The 13,820-nt window shown below is 73.6% G+C and carries 13 protein-coding genes; 5 read left to right on the top strand and 8 right to left on the bottom strand.

The features are described 5' to 3' along the window. Window positions 1-113: 113 nt before the first annotated feature. Window positions 114-1,334 carry an acetyl-CoA C-acetyltransferase gene (locus RM555_RS02880; protein ID WP_311410305.1) on the bottom strand — a complete coding sequence of 407 codons (1,221 nt, stop codon included), beginning with the start codon at window positions 1,332-1,334 and terminating at the stop codon, window positions 114-116. 52 nt (window positions 1,335-1,386) lie between these two features. Continuing rightward, a complete protein-coding gene (locus RM555_RS02875; protein ID WP_311410443.1) occupies window positions 1,387-3,024 on the bottom strand; it encodes a FadD3 family acyl-CoA ligase in 1,638 nt (545 codons plus the stop codon). Window positions 3,025-3,206: 182 nt separating this feature from the next. On the opposite strand from RM555_RS02875, the gene RM555_RS02870 reads away from it, so the two are divergent. After that, complete coding sequence (locus RM555_RS02870) at window positions 3,207-4,358, top strand: acetyl-CoA C-acetyltransferase (protein WP_311410304.1); 1,152 nt, start codon at window positions 3,207-3,209, stop codon at window positions 4,356-4,358. Beyond that, window positions 4,358-5,164, top strand: coding sequence for an SDR family oxidoreductase (locus RM555_RS02865; protein ID WP_311410303.1), 807 nt, complete (start codon window positions 4,358-4,360; stop codon window positions 5,162-5,164). The genes RM555_RS02870 and RM555_RS02865 overlap by 1 nt, the downstream gene beginning before the upstream one ends. A 78-nt stretch (window positions 5,165-5,242) precedes the next feature. On the opposite strand, the gene RM555_RS02860 is transcribed toward RM555_RS02865, so the two are convergent. From RM555_RS02860 to RM555_RS02850, 3 genes are read right to left on the bottom strand one after another with little or no spacing between them, the layout of a single operon-like run. Then, window positions 5,243-6,388 (bottom strand): acyl-CoA dehydrogenase family protein, encoded by a 1,146-nt coding sequence (locus tag RM555_RS02860; protein WP_311410302.1) that lies wholly within the window; start codon window positions 6,386-6,388, stop codon window positions 5,243-5,245. A gap of 10 nt (window positions 6,389-6,398) precedes the next feature. After that, window positions 6,399-7,547 (bottom strand): acyl-CoA dehydrogenase family protein, encoded by a 1,149-nt coding sequence (locus RM555_RS02855; protein WP_311410442.1) that lies wholly within the window; start codon window positions 7,545-7,547, stop codon window positions 6,399-6,401. Between the two features lie 37 nt (window positions 7,548-7,584). Beyond that, window positions 7,585-8,469, bottom strand: coding sequence for an SDR family oxidoreductase (locus RM555_RS02850; protein ID WP_311410301.1), 885 nt, complete (start codon window positions 8,467-8,469; stop codon window positions 7,585-7,587). A gap of 112 nt (window positions 8,470-8,581) precedes the next feature. Here RM555_RS02850 and RM555_RS02845 point away from each other — a divergent pair, with 112 nt between their 5' ends. The 3 genes from RM555_RS02845 to RM555_RS02835 are packed head-to-tail and all read left to right on the top strand — an operon-like array spanning window position 8,582 to window position 11,223. After that, complete coding sequence (locus RM555_RS02845; RefSeq protein ID WP_311410441.1) at window positions 8,582-9,796, top strand: MFS transporter; 1,215 nt, start codon at window positions 8,582-8,584, stop codon at window positions 9,794-9,796. 55 nt (window positions 9,797-9,851) lie between these two features. Next, entirely contained in the window at window positions 9,852-10,673 is an 822-nt protein-coding gene (locus RM555_RS02840; RefSeq protein ID WP_311410300.1) for an SDR family NAD(P)-dependent oxidoreductase, read from the top strand. Beyond that, complete coding sequence (locus RM555_RS02835; protein WP_311410299.1) at window positions 10,666-11,223, top strand: nuclear transport factor 2 family protein; 558 nt, start codon at window positions 10,666-10,668, stop codon at window positions 11,221-11,223. The genes RM555_RS02840 and RM555_RS02835 overlap by 8 nt, the downstream gene beginning before the upstream one ends. Before the next feature lie 121 nt (window positions 11,224-11,344). Here RM555_RS02835 and RM555_RS02830 read toward each other — a convergent pair whose 3' ends face one another. The 3 genes from RM555_RS02830 to RM555_RS02820 all read right to left on the bottom strand — a co-directional run bounded on the left by RM555_RS02830 (window position 11,345) and on the right by RM555_RS02820 (window position 13,736). Further along, window positions 11,345-12,037, bottom strand: a complete 693-nt coding sequence (locus RM555_RS02830; RefSeq protein ID WP_311410298.1) for a DUF6348 family protein — start codon at window positions 12,035-12,037, stop codon at window positions 11,345-11,347. 89 nt (window positions 12,038-12,126) lie between these two features. After that, window positions 12,127-12,942, bottom strand: a complete 816-nt coding sequence (locus tag RM555_RS02825; protein WP_311410297.1) for an SDR family NAD(P)-dependent oxidoreductase — start codon at window positions 12,940-12,942, stop codon at window positions 12,127-12,129. Continuing rightward, window positions 12,939-13,736: a hypothetical protein gene (locus RM555_RS02820; protein ID WP_311410296.1), complete on the bottom strand. Its 798-nt coding sequence runs from the start codon at window positions 13,734-13,736 to the stop codon at window positions 12,939-12,941. Before RM555_RS02820 ends, RM555_RS02825 begins: the two co-directional genes overlap by 4 nt. Window positions 13,737-13,820 lie beyond the last annotated feature (84 nt).

The following is a 13,820-nucleotide window of genomic DNA, read 5'->3' as shown; positions in this document are numbered from 1 at the left end:
GAGAGTGGGCTCGCGCCGGTCCGGGTTGACATCGACCGGACCGGGAATGGCCTGCCGGTCAAACGACTGACCGGGCGCTGGTCAGGGCCCCTGTGCCCGGTGGGCGCGGGGCCCTAGGAGAGCCGTTCTACGACCATCGCCATGCCCTGGCCGCCGGCCGTGCACATCGTCTCGAGACCGAGCTGGCCGTCGCGGGCCCGCAGCCCGTTGATGAGCGTCGTCGCCATCCGGGCTCCGGTCTGGCCGAACGGGTGGCCCAGGGCGATCGCGCCGCCGTGGACGTTGACCCGCTCGGGAGCGGCCTTGAGGTCCCAGATCGAGGGGACGACCTGCGCGGCGAACGCCTCGTTGAGTTCGACGAGGTCGATGTCGGCCATCGAGAGCCCGGCCAGCGCGAGGGCCCGCTTCGAGGCCTCGACCGGGCCGAGACCCATGATCTCCGGCGAGATCGCCGAGACGCCCGTGGACAGGATCCGGGCCAACGGCGTGATGCCGAGTTCGGCGGCCCTGCGGCCGGACATGACGACGAGGGCGGCCGCCCCGTCGTTGAGCGGGCAGCAGTTGCCCGCGGTCACCGTACCGTCGGGCCGGAAGACCGGCTTGAGGCCGGAGAGCGACTCGACGGTCACCCCGGCGCGGGGGCCGTCGTCGGTGGCCACGACGGTGCCGTCGGCGAGGGTCACGGGCGTGATGTCGGTGGCGAAGAAGCCCGACTCGATCGCGGCCTGGGCCCGCTGCTGGCTCGTGGCGGCCCACTCGTCCTGCTCGGCGCGGCTCACCCCGCGGTGGCTCGCGACGTTCTCGGCGGTCTCGCCCATCGCGACGTAGACGTCGGGCAGCTCACCCGCGGCGCGCGGGTCGGTCCACGGGCCGGCGCCACCCTGGGCGCGGGCGGCGGTGCGCTCCCCCGCCGCGGCGAAGATCGGGTTCTTCGTGTCCGGCATGCCGTCGGACTTACCGGCGGCGAAGTGCGAGACGACCTCGACCCCGGCGGAGACGAGCACGTCCGCCTCACCGGCGCGGATGGCGTGCAGCGCCATCCGGGTCGTCTGCAGGCTGGAGGCGCAGTAGCGCTGCACCGTCGTCCCGGGGACCCGGTCGAGCCCGAGCTCGACGGCGACGACGCGCCCGAGGCCCCAGCCCTGTTCGCCGGCCGGCTGCGCGCAGCCGAGCATGAGGTCGTCGATCCGGGTCGGGTCGAGCGACGGCACCTGGGCCAGGGCCGCCCGGACCATCTGGGTGGCCAGGTCGTCGGCCCGCATCGAGGCCAACGACCCCTTGAAGGCCCGACCGATCGGCGAGCGCGCCGCGGCGACGATGACTACGTCCTGCATGGTGTCCTCCGATTTTCGGCCCGGTGTGCCCGTGACGGCGGTGCCGTCGGTGTCAGGTCTGGTCGGGGGTGTCGGGCCCGCGAGCCGCGGTGAGCTTGAACTTCTGGATCTTTCCGCTGGGGGTTCGTGGCAGGGCCGGAACGACGCTGAAGCTGCGGGGGCGCTTGAAGTTCGCCAGCCGCTCCCGGCACCACGCCTCGAGTTCGTCGACGAGCACCGATTCGTCCCCACTCCAGTCGGGAACGGTCTGCACGAAGGCGCGGCCGACCTCGCCCATCCGCGCGTCGGGGACCCCGACGACGGCGACGTCGGAGACCACGGGGTGCTCGCCCAGCACGCGCTCGACCTCGGCGGGGTAGACGTTGAAGCCCCCGACCACGTAGACGTCCTTGATCCGGTCGGTGATGCGCAGGTAGCCGTCCTCGTCGACCCAGCCGACGTCACCGGTGTGCAGCCAGCCGTCCTCGTCGATGGCCTGCGCGGTGGCGACCGGGTCCTCGAAGTAGCCCAGCATCACGTTGTAGCCACGCACGAGGACCTCGCCGGACTCACCGGCCGGCAGCGCCTGCCCGTCGAGACCGGCGATCCGCAGCTCGGTGCCCGGGATCGCCCGTCCGCAACTGGTCGAGATCCGCTCGATGTCGGCGTCGGGCGGACACACGGTCGCGGTGCCGCACGTCTCGGTCAGGCCGTAGGCGGTGATGACGTCGCGGAAGCCGAGTTCCTCGCGCATCCGGCGCAGCAGCGGCACCGGGACGATCGTGGCGCCGGTGACGGCCAGGCGTACCGAGCTGACGTCGTAGGCGCCGAAGTCGGGGTGCTCGAGCAGGGAGGTGTAGACGGTGGGCGCGCCGGGGAAGACGGTGACGCGTTCCCGCTCGACGAGGCGCAGCACGGTCCCGACGTCGAACACGGCGACCGGGATGATCGTGGCGCGCATGATCAGGCAGGCCAGGATGCCGGCCCGGTAGCCGAAGCTGTGGAAGAACGGGTTGACCATGAGGTAGCGGTCGCCGCGCCGCAGCCCGACGAGCCGGGCCCACTGCAGGTCGACGCGCAGGTTCGAGGCGTGCGAGACCATCGCGCCCTTGGGGTAGCCGGTGGTCCCCGAGGTGAACAGGATGTCGGCCAGGCCCTCGGGGTCGAGGGCGGCGATCCGTCCGTCGACGACGGCGGGGTCGACCTGGTCGGCCAGCGCGGTGAAGCCGGCCAGGGACCACACGCCGGCACCGGCCTGCTCGCGGTCGGCGGCGGCGGACAGGTCGACGACGGTACGCACCGAGGGCAGCAGCGGCACGGGCCGCCCGACGGCCGGTGGCGGCCCGTCGCCGCGCAGCGCGGCCAGGTAGTTGGCGCGCAGGAAGGTGTCGTCGAGGATGACCATCGTGGCCCGGACCTTGGCGATGGCGTACCGCGCCTCCTCCCCCCGGAAGCGGGTGTTGACGGGGCAGAGCACGCCCCCGGCGGCCAGCACGCCGAGGGCGCTGACGACCCAGTCGGCGCTGTTCGGGGCCCAGACGACGACGCGGTCCCCCGGTTCGAGACCGTGCGCGACCGCGGCCCGGGCGAACCGGGTGACGGCCGCGTCGAGCTCGGCGAAGGTCATCCGTACGTCACCGTCGACCAGGGCCTCGATCTCGGCGGCGTCCTGCGCGGCCTGCCGCAGCAGGGCGGGGATCGTGGTCAACACGTCACTCACGCACATCTCCTCACGCGGAGCCGGTCACTTGTCTGGCGCGGAGCACAGACTACCAACCAAGCGCTTGCTAGACTAGCTGCGGCGACGCCGGCCACCCCGTCAGCGAGCCACGCAGACTCAACCGATCCGACGTCCGGCACCGACCGGCGAGGCATCCGCAGGAAGGGAACCCGGTGGCAGAGGCATACATCGTGGACGCCGTCCGCACCCCCGTCACGCGACGCGGCGGCGCGCTCGCGGGCATCCACTCCGCTGACCTGGGCGCCGCCGCGCTCACCAGCCTCATGAGTTCCTCGGGGATCGACCCCGACGCCGTCGAGGACGTCGTGTTCGGCTGCGTCGACACCATCGGCTCGCAGGCCGGCGACATCGCCCGCACGGCCTGGCTCGCCGGCGGCCTCCCGCAGCACGTGCCCGGGGTCACCGTGGACCGGCAGTGCGGCTCGAGCCAGCAGGCGGTGCACTTCGCGGCCCAGGCCGTCATGGCCGGGGTCAACGACGTCGTCGTCGCCGGGGGCGTGCAGAACATGAGCGCCATCCCCATCTCGGCCGCGATGCTCACCGGCCAGCAGTACGGCTTCGCCGACCCCTTCTCCGGCTCCACCGGCTGGCGCGAGCGCTACGGCGACGAGGAGATCTCGCAGTTCCGCTCCGCCGAGATGATCGCCGAGAAGTGGGACATCAGCCGGGAGGACATGGAGCGCTTCGCCCTGCGCAGCCACGAGCGGGCCCTGCGGGCCATCGCCGAGGGCCGCTTCACCCGCGAGATCCGCGCCGTCGGCGACGTCGGCACCGACACCTGCCCGCGCGCCGACACGAGCCTGGAGAAGATGGCCGGCCTCAATCCGCTCACCCCGGGCGGCCGGGTCACCGCCGCCGCGGCGAGCCAGATCTGCGACGGCGCCGCCGCCCTGCTTGTGATGAGCGAGCGGGCCGTGGCCGCGCACGGGGTCACCCCGCGCGCCCGGATCCACCACCTGTCGGTACGCGCCGACGACCCGGTGTGGATGCTCACCGCCCCGATCCCGGCCACCGCCCACGCGCTCGGGCGTACCGGGCTGTCGATCCAGGACATCGACCTGTTCGAGGTCAACGAGGCGTTCGCCTCGGTCGTGCTCGCCTGGATCAGGGAGACGGGGGCCGACCCGGAGCGGGTCAACGTCAACGGCGGCGCGATCGCCCTGGGCCACCCCCTCGGCGCCACCGGCGCCCGGCTCATGACCACCCTCCTGCACGAGCTCGAGCGCACCGGCGGACGCTACGGCCTGCAGACGATGTGTGAGGGCGGCGGCCAGGCCAACGTGACGATCATCGAGAGGCTCTGATGGCCCACTCCCCCACGACGCCCGAGGGCGTCGACCTGACCGGCCAGGTCGCCATCGTCACCGGCGGCACCCGGGGCATCGGCGCCGAGATCACCCGCACCTTCCTCAGGGCCGGGGCGCGGGTGCTCGTGTGCGGCCGCAGCGAGCCCGAGCAACTGCCCGAGGTCGACGGACACACGCCCGTCTTCGTCCAGGCGGACGTGCGCGACCCGGAGCAGGCCAGGGCCCTCGTCGGCGCGGCGGTGGACCGGTTCGGCCGGCTCGACATCCTGGTCAACAACGCCGGCGGCGCGCCGAACGCCGACACCGCGACGGTCTCCCCCCGCTTCGTCTCGGCGATCGTCACGCTCAACCTGCTCGCGCCGTTCTACGTCGCCCAGCAGGCCAACGAGGTCATGCAGCGGCAGGGCAGCGGGACGATCATCAACATCGGCTCGGTCGCCGGGGCCAACCCGGCCCCGGACACGGCCGCGTACGCCGCTGCCAAGGCGGGCCTGACGATGCTGACCCGGTGCCTCGGAATCGACTTCGCGCCAGCCGTACGGGTCAACCAGGTGACGGTGGGTCTCGTGCGGACCGAGCTGTCGCACCTCTACTACGGCGACGAGGCGGGACAGGACCGCGTGGCCCGGACGATCCCCATGCGGCGGATGGCCACCCCGTCCGACGTCGCCGCGGCCTGCCTGCTGCTCGCCTCGCCGCTGGCCGGCTACGTCACCGGCACCGAGATCGTCGTCGCCGGTGGCGGTGAGATCCCGTCGCGCCATCTGGCCGCCCAGCCGCCCGGCACCGGTCCGCTCGGCTGAGCCCAGCGGCGCACGTACGACAGCGGGGTCCGCATCGACCGGCGCGGACCCCGCTGTCATGTGCTGTCGGCGGCCGGCTCAGAGACCGGCGAGCGCCGCCACCTCGGCGCGGACCGTCGCCGGGGAACCGGCCAGCAGCTGGGCCGACTTGCCGCGCTTGAAGAACAGGTGCGCGTCGTGCTCGAAGGTGAACCCGATGCCGCCGTGCAGCTGGATCGCCTCGGCCGCGACGGTCATCAGCGTGTCGGTGCACACGAGCTTGGCCAGTGCCGCGTCGTGCGAGCGGGTGGCGGCCCCGGTACGCAGCGTCGTGACGAGGTGGTCGGCCGTGGCCCGCGCCCCGGCGACCGCGACGGCGAGGTCGGCGCAGCGGTGCTTGAGGGCCTGGAACGACCCGATCGGGCGGCCGAACTGCTTGCGGACCTTGAGGTACTCGACGGTGCGGTCGAGGCAGGCGCGGGCGGCGGCGGCCGACTCCAGCGCGAGCATGGCGCGCACGTGGTCGAGCAGCACCCGGGCCCCCTCGCCGCCGGGGGCGTCGACCCGGCTGGCGGCGGCCTCGCGGAGGCGCACCGTGCTCAGCCGCCGGGTCTGGTCGAGGGTCATGCGCGTATGCACGTCCACCCCGGCGCCGGTCGGGTCCACGGCGTAGACGCCGAGGTCACCGCCGGCGTTCCGGGCGGTGACGAGGACGACCCGGGCGGCCTCGACTCCGGCGACGAGGGTCTTGGTCCCGGTCAGCGCCCACTCGTCCCCGGTGCCGGTGGCCCGGGTGGCGGTCCGTTCGACATCCCAGCCCGCGCCGTCCTCGGCGAGGGCACTGGCGAGGGTCAGCTGCTCGGCCACGACGCGCGCCAGCAGGGGCTCGGCGCTCGGGCCGAGGGCGCGGGCGGCGAGGACAGCGGTGAGGCTCGTCGCGAGCGCGCCGGGCACGAGCCGGGCCCCGAGCTCCTCGATGACGGCGGTCGCGGCGGACACGTCGAGGCCGAGCCCGCCGAGATGCTCCGGCACGACGAGGCCGAGCAGGCCCAGCTCGGCCGTGAGCAGCTCGTGCAGTCGCGGGTCGTGGCCCGGCGCCTCGACCATGAGCTCGTGGGTACGGCGCAGGCCGGCCCGCTCGTCGAGCACCTCGACGACGGAGGCGCGGACCTGGGCCACCTCCTCGGCCGCCTCGGGCGACAACGCCTCGGCCACACGCTGGGGACCGGCGCTCGCTTCGGTCATCGTCCTCACCTCACCGGGGCAGACCGAGCAGGCGCTCGGCGATGATGTTGCGCTGGATCTCGTTGGAGCCGCCGTAGATCGTGTTGGCGCGGCTGAAGAGGAAGTGGGTCTGGGCGTCGTCCAGCTCGTACCCGGGCCCGGTGAGCAGCGCCCCGGCCCCCTCGACGTCGACCGCCAACTCGCCGAGCGAGCGGTTCCACGTGGCCCACTGCAGCTTGGAGATCGACGCCTCCAGGCCGGACAGCCCCGCACCGGCGGACGCGAGCAGCCGCACCGCCGTGTGCCGCATCACCTCCAGCCCGATGTAGGCATCGACGAGGCGGTCACGCAGCGCCGGCTCCTGCCAGGCGCCGTTCTCGTGGGCCCGGGCGATGACGGCGTCGAGGCGCCGACGGAAGCCGATCTGCTGGCCGAGGGTGGACACGCCGCGCTCGAAGCCCAGGGTGCCCATGGCGACCTTCCAGCCCTCGCCCTCGGCGCCGACGCGGTGCTCGACGGCGGCGACGGCCCCGTCGAAGAAGACCTCGTTGAACTCGCTCGTGCCGGTCAGCTGGGTGATCGGGCGCACCGTGACGCCGGGCTGGTGCATCGGCACGAGCAGGTAGGACAGGCCCTTGTGACGGGTCGAGCCGGGGTCGGTGCGGCACAGCACGAAGCACCAGTCGGCCAGGTGCGCGAGGGAGGTCCACACCTTCTGCCCGGTGATGACGTAGCTGTCGCCCCGGCGCTCGGCGCGGGTACGCACCCCGGCGAGGTCCGAGCCGGCGTCGGGCTCGGAGTAGCCCTGGCACCAGATGTCCTCGCCGCTGGTGATGCCGGGCAGGAACCGCGCCTTCTGCTCCGGCGTGCCGAATGCGAGCAGCGTCGGGCCGAGCAGTTGCTCGGACATGTGCCCGAGCCGGCCGGGGGCGGCCGCGCGGGCGTACTCCTCGTGGTAGATGACCTGCTGGGCGAGGGTCGCGGGGCGACCGCCGTACTCGCTGGGCCAGCCGAGGCCGATCCAGCCGGCCCGGCCCAGGTGGCGCTCCCACTCGCGGCGCAGCTCGTGCGCCTCGTGCTCGCGTCCCTCGCCGCCGGTGCCGACGGCCCCGGCGAACGGCCCGGTGAGGGCCTCGTGGAGCCAGCCGCGGATCTCGGCCCGGAACTGCTCGTCGCTCACCGGCGCACCGGTGGCCTGCGCCGCGTCCGTACCCATGTCAGGCGCCGTAGACGGGGGTCGGCGGCGCGGAGCGGGCGACGAGGTCGGCGATCGCGTCGGTGAGTTCCTCCGGCTTCCACCGCTCGCCCCTGGTGGCGGTCGGCCCGTGGCGCCAGCCGTCGGCGAGCGAGACCTCGCCGCCGGCGACCTCGAAGACGGCTCCGGTGACGGCCTGCGCGGCGTCGGACCCGAGCCAGACCACCAGTGGGGAGACGTTGGCCGGGTCCATCGCGTCGAAGCCCGTCTCGGGGGCCGCCATCGCCTCGGCGAAGACGGCCTCGGTCATCGGGGTACGGGCCGAGGGGGCGATCGCGTTGACGACGATGCCGTAGCGGGCCCACTCGACGGCCGCGATCCGGGTCAGGGCGGCGATCCCGGCCTTGGCGGCGCCGTAGTTGCCCTGCCCGACGCTGCCCATGAGTCCCGCGCCGGAGGACGTGTTGACGACGCGCGCGGCGACCTGTCGGCCGGCCTTGGCCTCGTCCCGCCAGTACGCGGCGGCGTGGCGCATCGGGACGAAGTGGCCCTTGAGGTCGACCCGAAGGACGACGTCCCACTCCTGCTCGCTCATGTTGACCAGCATCCGGTCGCGGTTGATGCCGGCGTTGTTGACGAGGGTGTGCAGCCCGCCGAAGGTCTCGACGGTCTCGCGCACGAGGCGCTCGCCGTAGGCCCAGTCGCTGACGTCGCCGGTGCTGACGACCGCGCGACCGCCCGCTGCGCGGATCTCGTCGACGACGGCCTGGGCCGCCTCCCGGCTGCTCCCGACGTCGTTGACGACCACGTCGGCGCCCTGCCGGGCGTACTCGAGGGCGTGCGCCCGGCCCAGCCCCTGTCCCGCACCGGTCACGATCACCGTTCGTCCTACGCAGAAGCCGCTCACGACACGCCCCTTCACTCGTGGTGCGGCCAGAAAACCACATCCGACACTAGCTATGCAAGCAAGCGCTTGGTAGGGTCCGCGAAACGACAGAAGGACGGCGGACCACGTGACGATGTTCTCGGCCCTGCGATTCCGAGACTTCCGCTTCGTACTCCTGACCCTGGTGCTGTCCCAGGCCGGCTACTGGGGCTGCAACATCGCCTTCCAGTCGGTGCTCACCGAGGTCGACGGCACCCCCGCGACGATGGGCGCGCTCTTCTTCTGCCTGCTCGTGCCGTTCACGCTCTTCTCCATCCCCGCCGGGGTGCTGGCCGACGCCTTCGACCGGCGGCGGCTGCAGATCGGCGTGCTCCTGGCAACCAGCGCCCTGGCCGGGGTCTGCGCGGCGACGGTCGCGGCCAGGGTCGTCGACCTGCCCGTGCTGCTCGTGCTCGCCTTCCTCGCCGGCACCGGGATCAGCTTCCTGTCCCCGGTGACCCAGGCGCTCGTGGCCAACACCGTCCCGGCCGAGGCGCTCGGCAACGCCGTCCCGATCCAGGCCGCCGGGCTCAACCTCGCCCGCTCGATCGGCCCCGCGGTCGCCGGGCTGATCCTCGTGGCCTGGGGACCACTGGGCACGTTCGTGATGTACGCGACGCTCAGCCTCGCCGCGGTCGCCGCCGCAGTCGCGGTGCGCACCCGTCGCGTCCCGCCGGTCACCCCCGTCGTCCGCGAGAGCCTGGCGGTGCAGGTCCGCGCCGGCATCCGGCACGCCCGGGAGCGGCCCCCGGCCGCGCTCTGCCTGGTCATCGTGGGGGTCAACGCCTTCTTCGGGTGCACCTTCACGACCCAGCTCGCCATCCGGGCGACCTCGACCTCGGACCATCCGGACACGGTCTTCCCCATTCTCGTGGCCCTGACCGGGCTGGGCTCGTTCCTCGGGGTCCTCGTCGTGGCCCGGCTCTCCGGGCGCGTCGCCACCGTGTGGCACGCCGCGGCCACCCTCGGCCTGCTCGCCATGAGCACCGCGCTGCTCGGGGCGGCGACGACAGTCCCCGTGCTCGCGGGGGCCGCGCTGCTGTGCGGCTCGTTCAGCATCGGCGCCATGGTGATCCTGCAGACCGTCGTCCAGCGGGTCGTCGACGACGCGCAGCGCGGCCGGGCGATGAGCCTCTACTTCCTCGGCTGGGGCGGCATGCCGTTCGGTGCCCTCCTGCTCGGCGGGCTGAGCACGTGGTTCGGTTCCGCGACCGCCTTCCTGCTGTACGCCGCCGCGTGCCTCGCGACGGCGATCACGGTGATCGTGCGGTTGCGGCGCGGGGGCACCGCCCCCCTGCCCGCGACGTGACCACCCCGGCCCCTCCTGCTCCCTGCCGACCCACCGCCCCTCGAAGGAGTTCGCCGTGACCGACCAGTCCTCTCCGACCACACCCGCGGCGGCGCTGCCCGTGCCCGCCGACTTCGCCCACCGCACCGGGTTCGCGCTCGTCACCGGCGGCAGCGGCGGGATCGGCCGGGTCGTCGCCCTCGAGCTGGCCCGCCGGGGGTCGGCGGTGGCGATCACCTACCGCGGCAACGCCGAGGCGGCCCGGCAGGTGCGCGACGCGCTGCCGCCCGTCACGTCCGGCACGCACTCGGCGCACCACCTCGACCTCACCGACGCCGAGGCCACCGCCGCGCTCGTGACCGAACTCATCGGAAGCCACGGTCCGCTGCACACGGTCGTGCACGCGGCCGGGCCGCACGTGCCCATGCGCCACCTGTCGACGGTGCGCCCCGGGCAGTTCGCCGCGCAGGTGGCCAACGACACGACCGCCTTCTTCACGCTGGTCTCGGCCTGCCTGCCGGCCCTGCGGGAGAGCCGCGGCAACGTCGTGGCGATCACGACCGCGGCGACGGCGCGCTACCCCACCCGCGACGGCCTCTCCGCCGCACCGAAGGCGGCTGTCGAGGCGCTCGTGCGGGCCTTCGCCAACGAGGAGGGCCGCTTCGGCATCCGGTTCAACTGCGTCGGGCCGGGCATGCTCACCGACGGTATGGCCGAGCGGCTCATCGCCTCGGGGGACCTCGACGAACGCGCCCTGGCCGTCGCCCGGTCCTCGACCCCGCTGCGGCGGTTCGGTGACGCCCTCGACGTCGCCGAGGCTGCCTGCTTCCTGGCCAGCGACCGGGCCGACTTCGTCACCGGGCAGAAGCTCGACGTCGACGGGGGCTTCGGTGTCTGAGCAGCCCCGGTCCATCCCGTCCGGCTCGGTCGGGCTGGACGCGCTGCTCGCCGAGCGGGCCATCGAGCGGGCCCTGCTGCGCTACGCGCGCGGGGTCGACCGGATGGACCGGGACCTCGCCGCGAGCGCCTTCCACCCGGACGCCCGGATCACCCTCGGCGGAACCGTGGCCGACCGGGACACGACGCTGGACGTGGTCTTCGCGCTCGTGGCGCGGCGCACCATGACGATGCACTACCTGACGAACGTCCTGGTCGAGCTCGACCCGGCCGACCCGGACCGGGCCCGGGCCGAGACGTACGGCATCGCGTTCCAGCGCAGCCCGTCGGAGCCGCCGCACGGCAACATCGTCAGCGGGTTCCGCTATATCGACCTCGTCACCCGGCGGGCGGGTGAGTGGCGGGTGCGGGAACGTCTCACCGTCTCGGAGTGGCAGCGGGTCGACGACCTCGCCGGGCAGTGGCCGATCCCCGAGGCCTCGCTGCGGGGAGCCCGCGACGGGTCCGACCCGGTCAGCCGCCCGTGGCCGCCCGACTGCCGGGGTGCCTGATGCCGTGACCACGAATGTTCACGGTGTTGGATGACGACGCCGTCTGGCCTGCCGGCCGGGCGGCGTCGCTGCGGATCAGAGCAGCCTGGCCCCAACACCTCACACGTTCGTTATCGGGGCACTAGTCGGGGCCGACCAGGAGGACGAAGGTGCGGGCCAGGCCGAAATTGTCGGTGCGTGGCCAGTCCAGGGCGGCGAGCGCCGCAGCGGACGGTTCGTGCCGCCGGCCGTTGATCCGGACCTCACAGTCGGTGAAGTCACCACCCTGGCCGACCAGCATACGAACACCGTTGAGATACGGGCGGTCGAGCCCGGCCGCGATCACCGGCGCCAGGGTCGACCACGGCATCGCCTCGGCGAACCACTCCTGCTTGCCCTGTGTTCCGTCGGTGGACCATCCGGTCGCACTGCCAACGATCGCATGCCAGCCGGCGAACCCGCCTTGGTCGCCGGACCTGAAGTGGTTCGCCAGTCGCCCTCGCTGCTCGATCATCTCCAGGACCGTCACCAGGCAGGTCTCGATCCACGCCTGGATCGCCTGACGGGCCGCCTCGACCGGATCGGCCGCGAGGCCAAGCGTGCAGTCGACGACCGTTGGCACATCAGGCCGGTCCGCATTCAGCAGGATCTCCAGGTCCAGGTGACGGTAATCGTCGCTGTCCGCCGGAAGAACCCGAACGCCCAACGATCCCGACCGCAGCATGGGCCCATCGGTCAGCCGCCACTCGCCACCCACCTCGGCAAGCATCGGCGCGGCGAGCTCCAGCACACGCTCGGCAGGAAGGGGCTGTGGAGTCGGCCGATATTCGATCATGATGGTTCAGCGTACCGGTAGTGCTCGGTGCCGTGGGCCGAGCAAGACCGTGAACGAGCGGTCAAGGCACCAGCCGCCGGACCGGGCCGTCAGCTCGGGTCGGGGCGCGACCCGCCGAGCATCGCGCGCATCCCGCCGTGGTTGCCGGCGACGAGGGCGGCCCGGTCCGGGCCGGAGCGCCGCGCGGCGACCTCGGCCTGCTGGCGCACGACGTGTACCGGGCCGGCGCCCAGGGCTGCCAGCCCTTGCGCGGCCACGTCGGCCGGGTGGGCCGCTCCGGTGAGGTCGAGGCCGGCCCGCTGCATGGCGGGGGTGGCCGTGAGCCCGAGCACGAGGTGCAGCACGTCGACGCCGACCTGCCCGAGTTCGAGCCACAGGCCCTCGGTGAAGATCCGGGCGAACGCCTTGGCCGCGGCGTAGACGCCGATGTCGGCGTGGCCGAGGTAGCCGGCCGAGGAGCCGACGACGAGGATGCCGCCGCGGCCGCGTGCGGCGAGCCGGGCACCGAGCTCCCGGCAGAGTTCGAGCGGGCGGGTGACGTTGAGATCGATGACGGCCTGGACCCGGGCGAGGTCCGCGTCGACGAAGCGGCTGCGGTAGGTGTTCGCGCCGGCGTTGAGGACGAGCAGGCCGAGGTCGAGGTCGGCGACGGCCTCGGCGATCCGGGCGGTCGCGTCCGCGTCGAGCAGGTCCAGTGCGAGCACGCGGCACGGGGCCCCGTGGGCCAGGACCCGGTCGGCGACCTCCTCGAGGGCCTCGGGCTTGCGGGCGACGAGCACGATGCCGAGGCCGGCCCGGGCCAGCTGCTCGGCGAAGGCGGCGCCGACCCCCTCGGAACCGCCGACGACCAGGGCCCAGGGCCCGTAGCGCTCGCGCAGCCCGGTCACGCCGGCGGCCCCGCTCATGCCCCCGCCCCGTTTTCCGTCGCGGCGGGCTCGTCGAACCAGTTCCACTCCCAGGGGGTGATGGTGGCCAGGGGCCCGGTGAGCAGCGGGGTGGCCGTGCTGGCGAGCGCCGCGGGCGGGGCCGGCAGCGGGTCGGCGGCCAGGGCCCGCGCGAACCCCACCGGGTCGGCCTCGAGGTAGGTGAGACGGATCCGCGTGACCGGTCCGTCGGGGTTGCCGCGGCTCGGGGCGCTGCGGAAGGTCCACACGCCCGCGACGCCGTCGCGCGCGAGCAGGTCGGGCACCTGGGTCTCGTGCTCGAACCGGGACAGGTCGGCCACGTCGGGGTGCGGGGACGTCTCGACCCGGCTCACCTCGACGTACACCCCGCGGTGGGGCCGGAACGGCAGCGCGGCGAGGGTGACGAGGGCCCGGGGCGCCACGTAGCCCCGGACGGGGCGGAACATCCGGGTCATCGGCCGTTCGGTCCAGGCCAGCTCCGGACGCCGGCCCTGGTGGATCGTCCGGTCGCCGAGGTCCTTCCACTCGGCGATCGAGTCCGCGGCCGGCTCGGCGAACCAGTACATCGCCAGGTACTGGCTGCCGGCGAGGGCGGGGTCGGGATAGCTGCCGAGCCGCTCGCACGCGGGGGTACGCACCCAGCGGTCGCCGTGGACGACGCCGGGCAGGGCGAGGTTCTCGGGGCGGTGGTCGAGCTGGTGCCACGCGTTGTAGTCGCGATGGCGGGCGGGGTCGGTCACCTTCGGGAACGAGAAGAAGGCGCGGGTGGCGGTCTCCGGGGTGCTCGGGATCATCTCGGCCCTCTCCACGGTGGGGGCGCTGGTGGAGCGCGATCGGACCGGTGTAGCCGCCGCGCTCGGCCGCTGACGCTTGACCCT

Origin of the sequence: Micromonospora reichwaldensis, assembly GCF_031845925.1 — a bacterium.
Classification (GTDB): domain Bacteria; phylum Actinomycetota; class Actinomycetes; order Mycobacteriales; family Micromonosporaceae; genus Micromonospora; species Micromonospora reichwaldensis.
The sequence above is the reverse complement of the archived record's forward strand: the minus strand, read 5'-3'. Positions and strand labels throughout refer to the sequence as shown.